Below are 17406 nucleotides of genomic sequence, written 5' to 3' on the forward strand. Positions count from 1 at the left end.
GCATTCACTCTCTTGTTTTCGCTACCATCGTCAGAACGTCATATTGCGCGACGACGGCATCCAGCTGGTTGGTCACCTTGCAATCCCAGCGCACCTCGCCGTGCTCGGCATTGATGCGGGGATTGATCTCCTTGCAGGTCAACTGCACCTGGAGCGTATCACCCGGATTGACCGGTGTCAGGAAGCGCAGATTATCGACCCCATAATTTGCGAGAACCGGGCCTGGAGCCGGATCGACGAAAAGGCCTGCCGCGAAAGAGACGATAAGATAGCCATGCGCCACCCGGCCCTCGAAGAACGGATTGGCCTTGGCTGCCTCCTCGTCCATATGGGCATAGAATGTGTCGCCGGTGAAACTCGCAAAATGCTCGATATCGTCGAGCGTGACGGTGCGCGTGGTGGTGACGAACTGATCGCCGACCGTTAGCTCGGCAAGCGATTTGCGGAACGGATGCTCGCTGCCGGTGCGCGCATCCGCCCCATCCATCCAACGTCCCGTCACGGCCGAAAGCAGGCGCGGAGTGCCCTGAACTGCAGTGCGCTGCATGTAATGCTTGACGCCACGGATACCGCCGAGCTCCTCGCCGCCGCCTGCGCGGCCGGGACCGCCGTGAACGAGGCCCGGCAAGGGTGAGCCGTGCCCGGTGGAACTCTTGGCACTCAAGCGGTTGCCGATCATGACGCGGCCGTGGAACGGTGCCAGACCGAGAACCACTTCCTCGGCAAAATGCGGATCATTGGTGAAGACGGAGGCCACGAGGCTGCCCTTGCCGCGTCGTGCTAGATCGACCGCCTCTTCCGCCGTATCATAAGGCATGACGGTGCTGACGGGGCCGAAGGCCTCGACATCGTGAATGGCACGCGCCGAGCCCGGCTTGTCACAATAAAGCAGAACCGGATTGAGGAAGGCGCCGGCGCTGGCATCGCCGGACGTGACGCGCGGATTGTCGGGATCGCCGCCGACGATCTCGGCCTCGATAGCGAGATCCCGAATGCGAGCGCGGACTTCCTCACGCTGGTCGAGGCTTGCAAGCGGCCCCATACGAACAGTCTCATCGGCCGGATTGCCGATCACCGTCTTGCCGAGGCGATCGTTCAAGGCGGCAATCAGCGCTTCACTATAGGAACGGGGCGCAATGACGCGGCGGATGGCGGTGCACTTCTGTCCGGCCTTGACCGTCATCTCACGGGCGACCTCCTTGACGAAGAGATCGAACTCCTCCGTGCCAGGAGCAGCATCGAGACCGAGAACGGCCGCATTGAGGCTATCGGCCTCCATGGTGAAACGCACGGAGTTTTCGATAATCGACTTGTGCATCTTCAGACGCTGGCCGGTTGCGGCAGAGCCGGTAAAGGTCACCACATCCTGGCCTTCGACATGATCGAGGAGATCGCCAACCGAGCCGCAAACAAGCTGCAGCGCACCTTCCGGCAGCAGGCCTGTTTCAATGATACGGCGAACCATCAGCTCGGAGAGATAGGCTGTCTGGCTCGCCGGTTTCACGATGGCGGGAACGCCGGCAAGCAAAGTCGGCGCGATTTTTTCCAGCATGCCCCAGCAGGGGAAGTTGAAGGCATTGATGTGAACGGCAACACCCTGTAGCGGGCTTAGGATATGCTGGGCGGAAAAGCTTTGATCCTTGGAGAGCTGCTCCGCATCGCCATCGAGCAGCACGCGTGCATTCGGCAGCTCGCGCCGACCTTTGGAGGCATAGGACAGCAGAGTTCCGATGCCGCCTTCGATATCGACCCAGCTGTCCGCACGCGTGGCACCCGTCGCCGTAGAGAGCGCGTAGAACTCTTCTTTCCTCTCGAGCAGCGCCTGCCCAAGCGCCTTCAGCATTGCGGCACGCTCATGGAAGGATAGGCGCCGCAGTGCCGGTCCGCCCTTGTCGCGGCCATGGGCTAATGTCTGCTTGAAATCGATACCGGAGGAATCGATGAACGCGACGGGTGCGCCGGTCGACGCATCAAGCAGCGGCACGCCTTCCTTGGCGCCGGCGACCCAGGTGCCCCCGACATAGCTTTCAAGCCGGCGCGGCTGTTTTGCCATGATGTTCATCCGTTTTTCCTTCCTTCATCTTTTCCGGCAATCCTGAAAGGCAAATAGCCGTTTGCTTTCCGGGCGTGGCTAAGCCAATCCGAGCGCAGAGAGCTGCGCATCGACATCGGCTCGCCATTCGGCCAGCAGGGTCTCGTTGGGCTGATGACGCAGGCCGAAGCGCGACAATGTCTCGAAGCGGGTCGAGCCGGCATGACCAAAGCTCGCGGCAACACGAGGGTACCAGTAGGCCATCGAAGGTCGCGCCTTGGCCCGCCCCTCATCATCGGCGACGATGCGGGCAAGACCGGCGGCGCCGAGTTCGGCGTGCCGCTTTTCGCGCGGCAGAATGGCACGGAAAGTTTCTGCCAGCGGCTGGTAGGAGACGCGCGCCAGCTCCTTCAACTGCACGACACTGGCAGCACCCATGAGCACATTCATGACGACAGCATCCACCCAGCCTTCGAGCGGGTAGTGGAATACGGCAAGCCGCATGTCGCCGCCGTGCCTCACAGCGCCTATATCGGCATCGCGGGCGAGCCGTGCCGCCCATGGATGCTGGACGGCATAGCGCTCGCCATCAACGCCGAAAGTCTCCATGATCTTCAGGACCTGACCGGCATGGTCGGTCTTTTCCAGCACGATGCGTGCCGCAGAAATGCGCTCCTGAATACCTGGGGCGTCGTTGATGATATCGGCAAAGCCGGCGGAACCGGCCAGTTCGCTATCGACAAAGCTCGCCATCAGACGCAAGAGTTCGCCGCGATAGCGCGGAGGCGCATTGTCCGGCGAGGAGAGCATCCCACCCTCCTCCAGATATTGCTCGATAGGCATCGTCTCGGACATCTTGTTCCTCCCTTCGACCCACACGCGCCTACTGGTCGTAGCTGACGGCGATGCGGTCGGTGAGCGGGTAGCACTGGCAGGTCAGCACATAGCCCTGGCGCACCTCGTAATCCTCGAGCGCGTGGTTGACCTCCATCTCCACCTCGCCTTCGAGAATCTTGGCGCGGCAGGTGGAGCAAACGCCGGCTTTACATGCGTAAGGCACGTCCATCGCATTTTCGAGCGCGGCATCGAGCAGGCATTGGCCATGCTTGGGAAATTTGAACGTTCGCGTCGCGCCGTCGAGCGTGACCGTTGCCTCGCACGCCGCGTCCTGGTCCGCGCCGGCGGCCTGTTCCACTTTGCGCCGCGCGCGGCCGGGCTGCGCGGAGGCGAAAAGTTCGAATTTAATCTGGTCGTCGCGCATGCCGTGCTCGCGCAGCGCCGCGGCAATTGCCAGCATCATCGGCTCGGGACCGCAGATGAAGGCTGTCGCAACCGACTTAATATCGATCCAGCTCTTGAAGAGCGCCTTGCATTTTTCCGCATCGATCCTCCCCGTAAAAAGATCGATTTCCTGCGCTTCGCTTTCAAGAATATGCAGCACCGATAGGCGGCCGAGATAGAGGTTCTTCAGATCATCGAGCTCTTCGCGGAACATGATCGAGCTGATCTGCCTGTTGGCATAGACCAGCGTGAAGACCGAGCGTGGCTCGCGCGCCAGCACGGTCTTGATGATCGAGAGAACCGGTGTGATGCCGCTGCCGCCGGCAAAGCCGAGATAGTGTTTTGCCGCGTCCGGCTCGATCGCCGTGAAGAAGGCTCCCATCGGCGGCATGGCTTCCAGCGTGTCGCCCGCTTTCAGTTTTTCGTTGATCCAGGTCGAGAAACAGCCGCCGGCCACGCGCTTGATGCCGACTTTCAATACGCCCTCGTCCTTGCCGGCGCAGATCGAATAGGAGCGGCGCAGCTCCTCATCATCGAACTTGCGGCGGAAGGTCAGATACTGGCCCTGCGTGAAATCGAAGATGGCTCGGTCCTCCTCGGATGGCGCAAGCGTGACGACGACCGCATCGCGCGTCTCGCGGCGCACATCGGTGACGGTCAGCGAATGGAAACGTGCCATGGATGCGGGCCTTGTCCTGTTGGGGTCAAATGCACTTGAAGTAATCAAAAGGTTCCAGACACTCGGTGCAGCGATAGCTTGCCTTGCAGGGCGTCGAGCCGAACTGGCTGATCTTTTCCGTGTCCGTCGATCCGCAGTGCGGGCAAGCGACAACGAGGTTGGATCGGCCTGCAAGCCGGTCAATGCGTTTCATCAGCACGCCATCGGCAGCGGTGCCATCGATCGGCGGGGCGATTCCGTAGGCGCGCAACTTCTCGCGGCCTTCCGCGCTGATCCAATCCGTCGTCCAGGCAGGCGACAGCCGGCGCTCAAGGCGCACATGGTCGAGGCCTTTTTCGGCAAGCGCCCGCTCGATATCGAGATTGATGACCGTCGTGGCGGGACAGCCCGAATAGGTTGGCGTCACCGTCACCACAAGCGTATCCTCGTGCCAGCCGACATCGCGGATGATGCCGAGATCGGTCAGCGAGATCACCGGGATTTCCGGATCCGGCACCTCAGACAGCCAGTGCCAGACCTCGTCGACCGAGGGATGCAGCGCGGTCACCATGTCAGCCTCCTACCAAGTCGCGCCCGGATAGGCGCGCTGCAGGAACTGCATCTCGGCCAGGAGATAGCCGAGATGCTCGGTGTGAACGCCGCGCCGGCCGCCCTTGTGCATGTAGCCATCTGCCTGGCGTTTCAGCGTCGCTTCGGTAAGTGTATCGGAGACGATCTCGTCCCAGCCCGCCTTGAGGCTTTGCGGTTCCGGGATCACGCCGGCCTGTGCCAGTGCCGCATCGGCGGCATCGCCAACGAACATTTCACCGGTGAAGGCCCAGAGATCGTCGAGAGCCTCCTGCATGCGACGATGGCTTTCGGCCGTGCCGTCGCCAAGGCGGATAATCAGGTCGCGGCTGCGATCGAGGTGATAGGAGACTTCCTTGAAAGCCTTCTCGGCGATCTCGGCGATGCGTCGGTCGGCAGATCCTTTCAACGCTTTCAGCAGCAGATAGTGCCAGGCGTCGAAGAGAAATTGTCGCATCAAAGTCTTGCCGAAATCGCCATTGGGGCGCTCAACCAGCAGGACATTGCGAAACTCGTAGCCATCGCGCAGATAGGCGAGTTCGTCGGCCGAACGGCCCTTGCCTTCCACCTCGCCCGCCAGAGCGAGCCAGAGTTGCGTCTGGCCAATGAGATCGAGTGCGGTGTTGGCAAGCGCGATATCCTCTTCCAGCGCCGGTCCGCGGCCGCACCATTCGGAAACGCGGTGGCCTAAGATCAGCGTGTTGTCGCCGATGCGCAGGAGGAATTCGACGAGAGCGGCCTGAGCGGCCGCCGGCTCAAGGGTAGCGGTCGCCATCACATGTGCCCCACTTCATCCGGAATGTCGAAAAACGTCGGGTGACGATAGACCTTGGAATTAGAGGGATCAAAGAGCGGGCCTTTTTCCGAGGGTGCGCTGGCGGTGATCTCAGACGAGCGCACCACCCAGATACTGATGCCTTCGTTGCGGCGGGTATAGACATCGCGCGCATTGTTGATCGCCATCTCGGCATCGGGTGCATGCAGGCTGCCGACATGGCGATGGTTGAGGCCATGCTGACCACGGATGAAGACTTCCCAAAGCGGCCATTCGCTGGACATGTTTCTCACTCCCTGAACTTTCGAGCCGCCTTATTCGGCGGCAATCTTTGCGGCAGCGCGGCGCTCGGCCACCTTTTCGGCATGCGCCGTCAGACCGTCGCGGAACCAGGCGCCATCGTCCCATGCCTGCTTGCGGGCATTCAGCCGCTCCGCATTGCAGGGGCCGTTGCCGGCGATCACGTTGAAGAATTCCTCCCAGTCCGGTTCGCCGAAATCGTAGCCACCCTTCTCCTCGTTCCACTTCAGATCGGGATCGGGGACGGTCACGCCGAGGTACTCCGCCTGCGGCACGGTCTGGTCGACGAATTTTTGCCGCAGCTCATCATTGGAATTCTGCTTGATCTTCCAGGCCATCGACTGGGCCGAATGCACGGAGGCATCGTCTGAAGGGCCGAACATCATCAGCGACGGCCACCACCAGCGGTTCAAAGCATCCTGCACCATGGCTTTTTGCACCGGCGTGCCCTTCACCATTTTCATCAGGATGTCGAAGCCCTGGCGCTGATGAAAGCTTTCCTCCTTGCAGATGCGGATCATGGCCCTGGAATAGGGGCCGTAGGAACAGCGTTGCAGGGGAACCTGGTTCATGATGGCAGCGCCATCGACCAGCCAGCCGATCGCGCCGATATCGGCCCAGGTCAGCGTCGGATAGTTGAAGATCGAGGAATATTTGGCCTTGCCGGAGTGCAACTGCTCATACATTTCATCGCGGCTGATGCCGAGCGTCTCGGCGGCACAGTAGAGATAGAGGCCGTGGCCGGCTTCGTCCTGCACCTTGGCAAGCAGGATCGCCTTGCGTTCTAGCGTCGGAGCACGGGTAATCCAGTTACCCTCCGGCAGCTGACCGACGATTTCGGAATGAGCATGCTGGCTGATCTGGCGGATCAGCGTCTTGCGGTACCCTTCCGGCATCCACTCCTTCGGCTCGATCTTCTGGCCGGCATCGACGCGCTCCTGAAAGGCGCGCTCCTGGGGATCCATCTCGTCGAGGGAGCGGATGCGGGCGTCGTCGGTTTTCACCATCTGTGCATACATTGATCTTTCCTCCGTCTTCGCGCGTCCGACGCGCTCGAGAATGATCGCAGGCCCGGGGTTGTCTCGAAGCGCATCAGCAAGGCCGCCGCGTTACGGCACCGCCAGTATAAGCCTGTTTCTCGTTCTCCTCCACGAAACAGCGATCCCGCGGCAAATGCATTAACCGACCGATCGGTCACTGTATTAACATGAGATATGTCACAGTACAAATGAATTTTCCAAATTTTTTGTGACATTTTAGACTATCATTTTTTGTGACATTTTAGACTATCAAAGAGTGCAGCGAGGCAACTGCTTCGCTATGTTACTGAGAGGATTGACCCTTCAGAGGGACTTGAGACGTTCGTGCCGATTTTGGCTCGCCGGCGTGGTCTCTTGAAGCTTGCCTGCCTCATTGATGAAATGGCGGCCAACATAAGCATCGGCTTTTTTCGACAAAAGCAGATAGAGATCGGCGAACAGCCGCCGTGCCTCCTCGCCCGGCCAATTATCCGGCAGCGCAGACTTGGGAAGATGCGGCTCACGCAGCATGATCAGGCGATATTGATGCACGAGCAACAGCCGCGCAATCAGGCAATCGAACGGCGATAGCGCGGCACAATTTCCGACGCGTTTGAAAAATGAACCGAACCGGGCAATGAATTCGCGATAGGCCTCTGCGAAACGCGGCAGGTTCCAGGCCTCTTCGGCAAATTCCCGCAATGCGCCGTTCTCGGTCGCCAGCTGCGCGTCGAAGACGACGACGTTGCTCGGCAGGGGCGGTGCTGGATGCGTTCCCACTGCCAGGCGCGGGTTCAACCTCGCAAACCCCTCCCGCTCAAGGCCCTGCATAATCTCTTCCGGCGCAGGTCCGTTGATGAGGACGAACTGCCATCGAACCGCGGGCTGCGGCCCATAAAACAGGCTGGCAGCCTCGACGAATTCGGCTTGAGCGGCGTCGGTCAGCCGATAGAAGCTGCGGCGCCCTTCGCGCTCGCCCACAAGCTGACCCGCCATAACCAATCGCGACACGGCGGTCCGCACCAGTGTCTCGGTAATCCCGACGCTCTTGCACGTCTCGATGAGGTTGCCGATCCAGACGACGCCTCCGCGCGGCTCGATGACATCGCCGTAGATCGTCACGATGAAGCTCGCCGCTTTTATCGGCAAGTTGATAAGGAGCGCCGCAACCGCTTCGCTCAAATCATGGCCGAGCTTGACGTTATCAGCCGACACTCCAACCCTGCTCCGCATCTGAAATTATTAGAGTTTATTAGCGTGAGACGCTCGCACTATTCAAGGCGAGTACGGACAGAGGCTTTATCGTGACACATTCGTCGGCAACGCCGTGGTGTATTTGACGCATTTCAGCGAGAAGTGCGACGATGAGCTCAGCACGGCTTCATGGGTCAGGATACCCCGCATCAAAAGCCCCTCATATTCCCTGACATCGGCAACGACCGCGCGGATCAGGTAATCCCACTCCCCCGACATGGAGTAGCATTCCAGCACCTCGCGATAGCTGGCGATGAACTGTTCGAAGTCGCGCCGCGTCGGCGGATCATGGGTCTTCATTTTGACCTGGCAGAAGACATTCAGCCCCTTGCCGATTTTGTCGGGATCGACAAGGCGAACCGTCCGGCCGAGCACGCCCGCGCTTTCCAATGCCTTGATCCTTCGCCAGCAAGAGGCAGGCGATGCGCCGACCTTTTCTGACAGCGCCGCCTGACTGATATCGCCTTCCTCCTGCAGGACGCGCAGAATCGCTCTGTCGACGTGATCAAGATCGAAATCTTCCATTCAGAAATCCGCCACTTATGAAACATATCTTTCAAAAGCTACGGCAAAGCCTGTCAAATTGAAAGGAATAGAGCTGACGCTTGAATTAAAATAGTTGAGCCATCTGTAGGAGGATCACATGGCCCAGCTTGCCTTCAAAAGCCACGAGCGGAACTCGCCCGACGATCACATCGACTGGCGCAAGGTTGCCTATCTCGTTCATCTCTCCCGGGCTCTCGACGAGATGGAGGAGAAGCGCCTCGTTCCGGAAAAGAAGGTTCTCTACCAGTTTTCCGCACGCGGCCATGACATGGCGCAAATCCTTCTTGGAATGCAGCTGACCGGCCTGCACGACGCGACCTGCGGCTATTATCGCTCGCGGCCACTTCTGCTTTCTCTCGGCGTCGACCCGGCCGATGCGCTGGGTTCAGCCATGGGCCGCGCCGGCGGCTATTCCGACGGCCGCGACATCGGTGTCGTCTTCAACTATCCAAACCGTTCCGGCGCCTCGGCCTTGCCCATGTGCGGCGGCGTCGGTGCGCAATACACGCCGACGGCCGGCTGGGCACAGGCGATGAAATACTATGCCACCACGCTCGGGCGCACGGAATACGCACGCGACATCGGCGTCGTGCTTGGCGGCGACGGCTCGGTTGCCTCGAACGGCTTTTGGTCGGCGCTGACCGCTGCAACCACGCAAGCACTGCCGATGCTGTTCTATATCGAGGACAATGGCTTTGGCATCTCGGTGCCTTCGACGGTGCAGACGCCGGGAGGGAATATCGCCGCCAATCTCGCGAGCTGGAAAAACCTCGCAATCTTCGATGGCGACGGCTGCAACCCCGCCGAAGCTGCGCATCTGGTGCAGGATGCCGTCTCCTTCGTTCGTGACGAACGCAAGCCGGCGCTTCTCAGGCTCACGGTTCCGCGCCTTGAGGGCCACAGTTTTCAGGACACGCAGGCCTACAAGAGCGAGGAAACCGTGAGGCGCGAATGGGAGCGCGATCCCCTGCCGCGCCTGAAAGATTTCCTCGTTCCCGCCGTGATGACAGCACAGGAATGGGATGTCTGCGAAAGCGACGCGCGCGAGACAGCCGAAAACGCCCGTGCGCAAGCCGAAAAGAGGCCGGTCGCCGACCCCTCCTCCGTGACCCGCCATGTGTTCTTCGACGGCGACATGCAGACGATGGGCGGCCAGCATCCCATGGGTTATTCCGCACCGGCCACGACAAGCGAACCGGAGACATCCGGGCCGCGCATCAACATGGTCACAGCAATCCGCAGAACGCTCGAACACGAGATGTCGATCAACGAGCGCGTCGTAATCTTCGGCGAGGACGTCGGCCCAAAAGGCGGCGTCCACGCCGTCACCCTGGGCATGCAGGAAAAATTCGGCAACGAGCGGGTCTTCGATACCTCTCTGTCCGAAGAGGGCATTATCGGCCGTGCGGTTGGCATGGCGCTCGCCGGGCTCGTCCCCGTTCCCGAAATCCAGTTCCGGAAATATGCCGAACCAGCGACCGAACAGCTGAACGATTGCGGCACTATTCGCTGGCGCACCAACAACCGTTTTGCCGCCCCCGTCGTGGTGCGCATGCCCGGCGGCTTTTTCAAATGCGGCGACCCCTGGCACAGCCAAACCAACGAAGTGGCCTTCGTACACCAACCAGGCTGGAAGGTCGCCGTTCCCTCGAACGCCGAAGATGCGGTCGGCCTGCTGCGTACCTCGACCCGCGGCAACGACCCGGTCATCTTCTTCGAGCATCGGGCGATGCTCGATCACGCTTGGGCGCGGCGCCCCTATCCCGGCGACGATTTCGCGCTGCCCTTCGGCAAGGCGAAGCTGACGCGGACCGGCAGCGACATCACCATCGTCACCTGGGGCGCCATGGTGCAGCGCTGCGAGGAAGCAGCCGAGGGTATCTCCGCCGATATCCTCGATCTCCGTACATTGATGCCCTGGGATCGGGAAGCCGTGCTTGCATCGGTCGCCAAGACCCATCGCTGCCTTATCGTCCATGAGGACCTCGAAGCTGCGGGCTTCGGTGCTGAGATTGCAGCCGTCATTGCGGACAAAGCCTTCACGGATCTCGATGCGCCGGTCTCCCGGCTCACCATGCCGGATATCCCCAGCCCGCATAACCCCCTGCTTCTCGACTGGGCCGTCCCGTCCAGCGAGCGGATCGCCAAGCGCATTGCCAAAATCCTGGAGTTTTAAGGATGACTGGTATCATCGAGATCACGGCGCCGATCGAGCAGGAGGGCACGAAAGCGGTTGTCCGAAACTGGCTGAAGCGGATCGGCGACCATGTCAAGGAAGGCGATGCGCTTGTCGAACTGGAAACCGACAAGGTCACCCAGGAGATACCGGCGCCATGCGACGGCATCCTGAGCGAAATCGCGATGGAGGATGGCGATGATGCCGCGCCCGGCGCGATCCTCGGACGGATGAGCATCGAAAATGCAAACGGTGTTGCAGCGCAATTGGCCGAGGTTCCGTCGCAGATACAGCCGGCTTCACCTGCCACGGCCTCCGCAGCCGCTTATTATTCACCCGCCGTTCGCAAGGCCGCCGAGGAATACGGGATCGACCCGGCCAGTCTGAAGGGCAGCGGCAGGGACGGACGGGTCACACGAGCCGATATGGATCATGCGCTGGAAACCGCCAGGCCGCATCCATCTGCGTCAGTGTCACAGCAGGCTGAGGCTGGACAGAACCCGCTGGCAGTCGCGGCTGACGGCAAATCTCGCATCGTTCCCCATTCCGCCATACGGCTTTCGATCGCCAGGCATATGGCCCAATCCCTGGCGACGGCACCGCAGGTCACCGCAATCTTCGAGGCCGATTTCACGGCGATCATGCGTCATCGCGAAAACAACAAGGATCGCCTGAAGGCCGAGGGCGTAAACCTCTCCTACACCACCTATTTCGTGGCAGCATCCGTTGCGGCCATGAAACTCGTACCCGAAGTCAACAGCCAGTGGCATGATGACGGCCTGGAGATCTTCGCCGATGTCAATATCGGCGTCGGCATCGCATTGGGCGACAAGGGCCTGGTCGCGCCGATCATCCGGCAGGCGCAGAATCTCCAGCTGGAGGCGATTGCCGCAAGGCTCCAGGATCTGACGAACCGGGCACGCTCCAACGCTCTCAAGGGCGAAGAGTTGAAAGGCGGAACCTTCACCATCTCCAATCATGGCGTTTCCGGCTCGCTGGTCGCATCCCCGATCATCATCAATCAGCCACAATCCGCCATCCTCGGCATCGGCAAGCTGGAAAAGCGCGTCGTGGTACGGGAGGTCGACGGGGTCGATACGATACAGATCCGCCCGATGGCTTACGTGTCCCTGACGATTGACCATCGCTCCCTGGATGGGCATCAAACGAATGCGTGGCTGACGGAATTCGTGCGGGTTCTGCAGGATTGGCCGCAATGAGCACGAGGGAGGAGCAAATGAACAAGACAGCGTTTTTCGATAGCCTTACGGAACAGAAGCCCGACCCGCTGCTTGAACTGATTGCCAAGTTCGCGGCGGATCCGCGATCCGGAAAGATCGACCTCGGGGTTGGCGTCTATCGGGATGCAACGGGCCGCACACCGGTCATGAGAGCCGTCAAGGCAGCCGAGCACTATCTTTGGGAAACCCAAGAGTCCAAAGCCTATATCGGCCCTGAGGGCGATCATGCTTTTCTGCGCGCGCTGGCCCGCGAAATCTTCGGTGAACGCCACGGCGGCAAGCCGGTCGCGGGAATTCAGACCCCTGGGGGCACCGGCGCTCTGCGTCTGGCTGCGGAACTGCTTGCCCTCGACAAGCGGCGCAAGATCTGGATGGGCACGCCGACATGGGTCAACCATCATGCGATCTTTGCCGCGGTCGGCCTTCAGGTCGAAACCTATCGCTTCTTTGACATCGGCAAGCAGGCTATTCTCGTTGACGAGATGCTGACGACCCTGCGCAACGCAGCATCCGGCGATGCCGTGCTGCTGCAAACAAGCTGCCATAATCCGACAGGCGCAGGATTGTCATCGCAGAATTGGCGAGACATCGCCGAGATCGTCGCCGACAAAGGATTGCTGCCGCTCTTCGACAATGCCTATCAAGGCCTCGGTCACGGCCGGGTCGAAGATGCAGCCGGCATGATCAACGTCATCGAAGCGGTCGGCGAGGCGATGGTTGCCGTCTCCTGCTCCAAATCCTTCTCACTCTATCGGGAGCGCACCGGCGCGGTCTATCTCTTCGGCGATCAGCAGGCGCCGTTGAACAAGGGCATCGGCAATCTGGCGAGCTATGCCCGCGCCAGCTATTCCATGCCGCCAGCGCATGGGGCTGCTATTGTTGCCGCGATCCTGCAGGACCCGTCGCGGCGCCAGGCCTGGGTCGATGAACTCAGCGAAATGCGCAACCGCATAGCCGAAATCCGCCGCGCCGCCGCCGAAGCCTTTGCGCAATTCCGTCCCGATCTCGCCAATATCGCTTCGCAGGAAGGCATGTTCTCCCTTCTGCCGATCCCTCCGGAAAATGTCCGGCAACTTCGGGCCGAACACGGCATCTACATGCCGGATTCCGGCAGGATCAACGTGGCAGGGATGCGTGTTACGGATGTCGCATCCGTCGCGAAGCGCATCGGTCCCTATCTTGCCTGAACATACGCCAAAATAGCCCGGCGTTTCGCGTAGAGACGTGATCGGGACGCGCCAATCGGCTCGCCGGCCGTAGCTTTTGCCGCGCATCCAACTCGGCAAAAGCACCCGGATTCCACTGCTGCCCGAACGCTATGCTCTGCCCTTAAGCGGACCGAGCGCGTGTGGGCTCGCGCCTATTGACCTTTTCATACATAAATATAATCTGCGTATATGCAAGATGGCGGTCAGGCTTGGCTGTCACGTCAATAGCCAGATCGAGATCCGGTTTAAGCATGAAGGCATGCCTTGTCCGCGAGGGTTTCGCTACGAGGCATTCTGCCTTTGGGAGGAGTAACTTATGACAAACGACAATCCGGCGCTGCAAAGCGCCGTGCGCAAGGCGACGATTCGTCTCCTGCCCTTTCTGGGCTTGATGCTGATCCTGAATTTTCTCGACCGATCCAATGTCGGCTTCGCCAAGGTGGCTTATCAGGCCGATACCGGTATTTCGGATGCAGCCTATGCCTTCGGCGCCGGCATTCTCTATCTCGGCTACGCCACCTTCGAAGTGCCGAGCAACCTGATCATGCAGCGCGTTGGCGCCCGCCTTTGGCTGAGCCGGATCATGATTACCTGGGGTATCGTCTCCGCCTGCATGGTCTTTGCCCACACACCAACGAGCTACTACATCGTGCGCTTTCTGCTCGGCGTTTGCGAAGCCGGTTTCTATCCGGGCGTTCTCCTCTATTTGACCTACTGGTTCCCCGCCAAGCAGCGAGCGCGCGCCACCGGCCTGTTCTATCTCGGCATTCCCCTATCGCTGGTGATCGGTGCACCACTCTCCGGCTGGCTGCTCACCCATCACGACGTCCTTGGCCTCACCAACTGGCAATGGATGTTTGCGGTCGAAGGCCTGGCGGCAACCGTCGTCGGCATCGCAGCCCTCTTCTTCCTGACGAGCCGCCCAAACGAAGCAAAATGGCTGACGGCGGAGGAGAAAAACGCGCTGAATGCCGTTATCGAGGCAGAAGAGCGCAGTAAGCTTTCCGAAGTGAAGCACTCGGTCTTCAGCGTGCTGAAAGACTGGCGCGTCCTCGCCTTCATCGGCATCTACCTGTTCATCCAGATCGGTGTCGGCCCGATCACCTTTTACCTGCCGGCGCGGCTAGCGCAGGCGCTCGGCGGCGGCGTCAATACCTGGGTCGGCGTGCTGCTCGGCCTACCCTGGCTTTGCGCGCTTTTCGCAACCCGCTTCTTCACCGTCTATGCCGACAAGCATGACAACCATCGCATCGTCTGCATCGCCATGCTGACGGCAGGCACCATCGCGCTAGGAACGATCGGCCTAACGATGAATCCGTGGGTGATGGTGATTGCGGCCTGCATCGCGGTTCCGGGCCTTGCCTCTTCGCAGCCGGTCTTCTGGAGCCTGCCGACCCGCTATCTCGGGGGCGTCGGTGCCGCTAGCGGCATAGCCTTCATTGTCTCGCTCGGCAATCTCGGCAGCTTCGCCTCGCCGCAGATCAAGGCCTATGTTGACGCAGCCACAGGCAATGGCGATATCGGCTTCTACATCCTCGCCGGCTGCTGCTTCCTGTCTGTCGTGCTGCTGATCGCGCTCGGCCCGCACCGCCGCTGGATCGTCGACGCCGAGCCGACCGCCGGTGGCAGCCGTTCGCATTGAAGGAAGAGAGCTTTCGATCCTCCCCCGCGATAGTGGGCGAGGATCGATAGGATGCGGCAAATCCGCCGCGCAACGTTAGCCCGCGACGATCTCTTCCAACGCCAGCGCCGCGCCCAACAGCCGCTCGTCATGGTTTCTCGGCGCCGACAGCAGGAAGCCAACCGGCATGCCTGCTTCACCCGTGCCGCAAGGCAGGGAGACGCCGCACCAATCGAGGAAATTGCCGATCGCTGTATTGCGCAGTGTTCTGCCATTGATCTTTACGAACAGCTCGTCATCCGCCTCCAAGGGGCCAAGCGCCGGCGCAACATGGGCAACCGTCGGATAGGCGATGAACTCGTTTGGCCCAAGCGTGTCAGTCACTTCCTTGACCAGTTGCTTGCGCACTTTGAGCGTTTCCAGATAGCCGACCAGTGTCGTCTTCTCTCCAAGGCGTGTCCGCGCGACAACACGCCGATCCATGGAAGCGGCTTCCGGTCCTGCCAGACGGCGGTGATGCAGCACGAAGGCCTCGGCAGTAACCAACGGCCCGTACTCAGCCATCAGCTCAAAGAGCCTTTCGAAAGCCGGAAAGGCAGCTCGCCGGATCTTAACGCCAGCGGCGCTCAATCTCGCCAGCGTCGCCTCGAAAGCTGCAAGAACACCATCCTGCGCATCATCCATGACGATATTTGTCGGCACCACGATAGAAAGCCCGGCGGCTTCGGCTCGCTCCACCTCGGGGACAAAGCACCCACGCATTGCGGTATCGACCCAGATCGCATCCTGGACGCTGCGGCACAAAGGCCCAAGCGAGTCGAGGCTGGTCGACAGTGGAAAGACACCGTCCATGCTGTAGCGACCATGGCTTGCCTTATAGCCGACAAGGCCGTTGAAAGCAGACGGTATGCGCACTGAACCGCCCGTATCCGTGCCGATCGAAACCGGCACGAGACCTGCTGCAACCGCGACGGCAGAACCGGAAGACGAACCGCCCGGAATGCGCGCGACATCGATCGCCCGCGGGTTTAGCGGGGTACCGTAATGCGGATTGAGGCCGAGGCCGGAAAAGGCGAACTCGCTCATATTGACCCGACCGACAGCCACCATGCCCGCAGCCTTCAATGCCTTGACGACCTCGGCATCGTCCTGCGCGGGCTTTGCATCCGCAAGTACGATCGACCCGGCTGTGGTCGGCAGGCCGGCGATTGCAAACAAATCCTTCCATGCGACCGGAATACCATCCAGCAGCCCGCGCGAACGCCCCTGACGCAGCCGTCGGGACGAAGCCGCCGCCTCTTCCTTCGCGCGCGTTTCCAACAGCCGCGTGAAGATCGCCTGATCCTTGTAGGTCCGGATCGCATCGAGGGTCTCCTCGGCCAGCGCGATCGGATCGAGACTGCCGGACTGGATCAGGACCGAGAGTTGGGCGATCGATTTGCCGAGATGTGTCTGTGTCATAGTCCCTGCTCTCCTTCTCAGCCGACCAGCTGCATCCAGCGGCGCACGAGATAATTGTGCTCATCCATTGTCGTATTCCAGACGGCAATACAATTGGCGCGCTGCCAATAGGATCCGCCGCTGCGCACAGAACCCTTTCTGATCCGGATCTGCCCATCCGGGCCGGGCAAATCCTCGGCCGCAGCAGCGCCCTCGTACCAATAATCCCATTCCGCCTGGGTCATGAACTGCCGCGAGCGCTGCGGTGTCGAAATGTAATAGCCCTGCCGTGCAACCACGGCACCCGGCCATCCCGAGATCCACCAATTCAGATAGTCATAGGCGACATCGAGCAGGCGGCCGTTCAAGTGTTTCGAAAGGCAGAGGCCGCCATGCCAGGCGCGATAGCCTTCGGCGGGCACGGCCTGCTCGACCGGCACACCCTTCGAATTCAGGATGCCGATGCCAGGCGACCACATGCTCTGCACGCTGGTCTCACCAGCGATCATCAGCCGCGCCGCATCCTCGGCGGTCTTCCAGAAATCCCGGAAGAAGCCGGCTTTCTTGCGCTCCTCCAAGAGATCAATCAGCTGGTCGATCTCCTGAATGGACATATTACCGATATCGCCGAAGGACATGAGGCCGGCGGCCTGTGCTGCGAGCGCAGCGTCAAATATTCCGATGGCGGGCTCATCCACCAGCGCCACCCTGCCTGCCCAGCGCTCGTCAAAGAGCGCGCCCCAGGAATGCATGCCAACACCATTCGGCGCCAGATCCGTCCGATAGGCGAAGCTGTCGAAATTATGCGTCGTCGGCAGCATCGAGATGAAGCGCGACGGCGTATCGCCGAGAGCGAGGTTCGGCTGCACGAAGAGCTTTTTCGCCGGCACATCGCCAAGCCCCATTCGCGGGTTGGGGCCGATATGGCCGGTCTTCGTCAGATCGTTGACCTCATCCCAGAGCACGATGCGCTGCGTGTCCACAGGCTGGATCGCGCGCCAGTGCCAGACGATATCGAGATTGTGGAAGCACTGGTCGTAGATATCGTAGGTTTCCGGCTCGCGGGCCGCCTTGTACTGCGTTGTCAGGAAGTCGTTATTGTCGAATGTCACGTCGATGCCGAGATCCTCCTGCGCGCGCAGGCGCAGTTCCTCCAGCAGTGAAATCGCTGTGCCGAGTACGCGCAGGCGCGGCCGGCCCTTCAGATGCAGGGCGGGAGCAGACATGCTTTTGGCGACGGACTCATGCTTGTTCATGGAGATCCCAA

15 protein-coding genes are annotated in these 17406 nt (G+C 60.7%); 4 read left to right on the top strand and 11 right to left on the bottom strand.

Features of this window, described 5'->3' with window-relative positions; all coding sequences use genetic code 11:
* Positions 1 to 4: 4 nt before the first annotated feature.
* The 9 genes from paaZ to JJQ51_RS14160 all read right to left on the bottom strand — a co-directional run bounded on the left by paaZ (position 5) and on the right by JJQ51_RS14160 (position 8432).
* The gene (gene paaZ / locus JJQ51_RS14120) at positions 5 to 2062 is read right to left on the bottom strand and encodes a phenylacetic acid degradation bifunctional protein PaaZ (RefSeq protein ID WP_113350787.1); all 2058 of its coding nucleotides are present in this window, start codon (positions 2060 to 2062) and stop codon (positions 5 to 7) included.
* Between the two features lie 69 nt (positions 2063 to 2131).
* Positions 2132 to 2887: a Phenylacetic acid catabolic protein gene (locus JJQ51_RS14125; protein ID WP_113350786.1), complete on the bottom strand. Its 756-nt coding sequence runs from the start codon at positions 2885 to 2887 to the stop codon at positions 2132 to 2134.
* 28 nt (positions 2888 to 2915) lie between these two features.
* Positions 2916 to 3992 (bottom strand): 1,2-phenylacetyl-CoA epoxidase subunit PaaE, encoded by a 1077-nt coding sequence (gene paaE, locus JJQ51_RS14130; RefSeq protein WP_113350785.1) that lies wholly within the window; start codon positions 3990 to 3992, stop codon positions 2916 to 2918.
* 25 nt (positions 3993 to 4017) lie between these two features.
* A complete protein-coding gene (gene paaD, locus JJQ51_RS14135; protein WP_162748759.1) occupies positions 4018 to 4542 on the bottom strand; it encodes a 1,2-phenylacetyl-CoA epoxidase subunit PaaD in 525 nt (174 codons plus the stop codon).
* A gap of 9 nt (positions 4543 to 4551) precedes the next feature.
* The gene (paaC, locus tag JJQ51_RS14140) at positions 4552 to 5334 is read right to left on the bottom strand and encodes a 1,2-phenylacetyl-CoA epoxidase subunit PaaC (protein WP_145634792.1); all 783 of its coding nucleotides are present in this window, start codon (positions 5332 to 5334) and stop codon (positions 4552 to 4554) included.
* Positions 5334 to 5618 (bottom strand): 1,2-phenylacetyl-CoA epoxidase subunit PaaB, encoded by a 285-nt coding sequence (gene paaB / locus JJQ51_RS14145; RefSeq protein WP_113350783.1) that lies wholly within the window; start codon positions 5616 to 5618, stop codon positions 5334 to 5336. Before paaB ends, paaC begins: the two co-directional genes overlap by 1 nt.
* 30 nt (positions 5619 to 5648) lie before the next feature.
* Complete coding sequence (gene paaA / locus JJQ51_RS14150; RefSeq protein WP_113350782.1) at positions 5649 to 6653, bottom strand: 1,2-phenylacetyl-CoA epoxidase subunit PaaA; 1005 nt, start codon at positions 6651 to 6653, stop codon at positions 5649 to 5651.
* A 324-nt stretch (positions 6654 to 6977) separates the two neighbouring features.
* Positions 6978 to 7868 carry a phenylacetic acid degradation operon negative regulatory protein PaaX gene (paaX, locus tag JJQ51_RS14155; protein ID WP_113350781.1) on the bottom strand — a complete coding sequence of 297 codons (891 nt, stop codon included), beginning with the start codon at positions 7866 to 7868 and terminating at the stop codon, positions 6978 to 6980.
* 84 nt (positions 7869 to 7952) lie between these two features.
* Positions 7953 to 8432 carry an Lrp/AsnC family transcriptional regulator gene (locus tag JJQ51_RS14160; protein ID WP_069610127.1) on the bottom strand — a complete coding sequence of 160 codons (480 nt, stop codon included), beginning with the start codon at positions 8430 to 8432 and terminating at the stop codon, positions 7953 to 7955.
* Between the two features lie 118 nt (positions 8433 to 8550).
* On the opposite strand from JJQ51_RS14160, the gene JJQ51_RS14165 reads away from it, so the two are divergent.
* The 4 genes from JJQ51_RS14165 (at position 8551) to JJQ51_RS14180 (ending at position 14720) form a co-directional block, all read left to right on the top strand.
* A complete protein-coding gene (locus tag JJQ51_RS14165) occupies positions 8551 to 10629 on the top strand; it encodes an alpha-ketoacid dehydrogenase subunit alpha/beta (RefSeq protein ID WP_269244831.1) in 2079 nt (692 codons plus the stop codon).
* Between the two features lie 2 nt (positions 10630 to 10631).
* Positions 10632 to 11849: a dihydrolipoamide acetyltransferase family protein gene (locus JJQ51_RS14170; protein ID WP_152093068.1), complete on the top strand. Its 1218-nt coding sequence runs from the start codon at positions 10632 to 10634 to the stop codon at positions 11847 to 11849.
* 17 nt (positions 11850 to 11866) lie between these two features.
* Complete coding sequence (locus JJQ51_RS14175; protein ID WP_269244832.1) at positions 11867 to 13057, top strand: aromatic amino acid transaminase; 1191 nt, start codon at positions 11867 to 11869, stop codon at positions 13055 to 13057.
* 337 nt (positions 13058 to 13394) lie between these two features.
* A complete protein-coding gene (locus tag JJQ51_RS14180) occupies positions 13395 to 14720 on the top strand; it encodes an MFS transporter (RefSeq protein ID WP_113350777.1) in 1326 nt (441 codons plus the stop codon).
* 75 nt (positions 14721 to 14795) lie between these two features.
* Here JJQ51_RS14180 and JJQ51_RS14185 read toward each other — a convergent pair whose 3' ends face one another.
* Both JJQ51_RS14185 and JJQ51_RS14190 read right to left on the bottom strand, forming a co-directional pair.
* Positions 14796 to 16160 (bottom strand): amidase, encoded by a 1365-nt coding sequence (locus JJQ51_RS14185; protein ID WP_113350776.1) that lies wholly within the window; start codon positions 16158 to 16160, stop codon positions 14796 to 14798.
* A 17-nt stretch (positions 16161 to 16177) separates the two neighbouring features.
* Positions 16178 to 17395, bottom strand: coding sequence for an ABC transporter substrate-binding protein (locus JJQ51_RS14190; protein ID WP_113350775.1), 1218 nt, complete (start codon positions 17393 to 17395; stop codon positions 16178 to 16180).
* Between the last annotated feature and the right edge of the window lie 11 nt (positions 17396 to 17406).

This window comes from Rhizobium sp. AG207R (assembly GCF_027109195.1).
Lineage (GTDB): Bacteria > Pseudomonadota > Alphaproteobacteria > Rhizobiales > Rhizobiaceae > Rhizobium > Rhizobium dioscoreae.

What these genes read in the sequence shown, in the direction of transcription:
- paaE (WP_113350785.1), bottom strand. Translation starts at nt 3,992, where the DNA reads ATGGCACGTTTCCATTCGCTGACCGTCACCGATGTGCGCCGCGAGACG.
- JJQ51_RS14125 (WP_113350786.1), bottom strand. Translation starts at nt 2,887, where the DNA reads ATGTCCGAGACGATGCCTATCGAGCAATATCTGGAGGAGGGTGGGATG.
- JJQ51_RS14180 (WP_113350777.1), top strand. Translation starts at nt 13,395, where the DNA reads ATGACAAACGACAATCCGGCGCTGCAAAGCGCCGTGCGCAAGGCGACG.
- paaB (WP_113350783.1), bottom strand. Translation starts at nt 5,618, where the DNA reads ATGTCCAGCGAATGGCCGCTTTGGGAAGTCTTCATCCGTGGTCAGCAT.
- JJQ51_RS14160 (WP_069610127.1), bottom strand. Translation starts at nt 8,432, where the DNA reads ATGGAAGATTTCGATCTTGATCACGTCGACAGAGCGATTCTGCGCGTC.
- paaC (WP_145634792.1), bottom strand. Translation starts at nt 5,334, where the DNA reads ATGGCGACCGCTACCCTTGAGCCGGCGGCCGCTCAGGCCGCTCTCGTC.
- JJQ51_RS14175 (WP_269244832.1), top strand. Translation starts at nt 11,867, where the DNA reads ATGAACAAGACAGCGTTTTTCGATAGCCTTACGGAACAGAAGCCCGAC.
- JJQ51_RS14190 (WP_113350775.1), bottom strand. Translation starts at nt 17,395, where the DNA reads ATGAACAAGCATGAGTCCGTCGCCAAAAGCATGTCTGCTCCCGCCCTG.
- paaZ (WP_113350787.1), bottom strand. Translation starts at nt 2,062, where the DNA reads ATGAACATCATGGCAAAACAGCCGCGCCGGCTTGAAAGCTATGTCGGG.
- paaA (WP_113350782.1), bottom strand. Translation starts at nt 6,653, where the DNA reads ATGTATGCACAGATGGTGAAAACCGACGACGCCCGCATCCGCTCCCTC.
- JJQ51_RS14185 (WP_113350776.1), bottom strand. Translation starts at nt 16,160, where the DNA reads ATGACACAGACACATCTCGGCAAATCGATCGCCCAACTCTCGGTCCTG.
- JJQ51_RS14165 (WP_269244831.1), top strand. Translation starts at nt 8,551, where the DNA reads ATGGCCCAGCTTGCCTTCAAAAGCCACGAGCGGAACTCGCCCGACGAT.
- paaD (WP_162748759.1), bottom strand. Translation starts at nt 4,542, where the DNA reads ATGGTGACCGCGCTGCATCCCTCGGTCGACGAGGTCTGGCACTGGCTG.
- JJQ51_RS14170 (WP_152093068.1), top strand. Translation starts at nt 10,632, where the DNA reads ATGACTGGTATCATCGAGATCACGGCGCCGATCGAGCAGGAGGGCACG.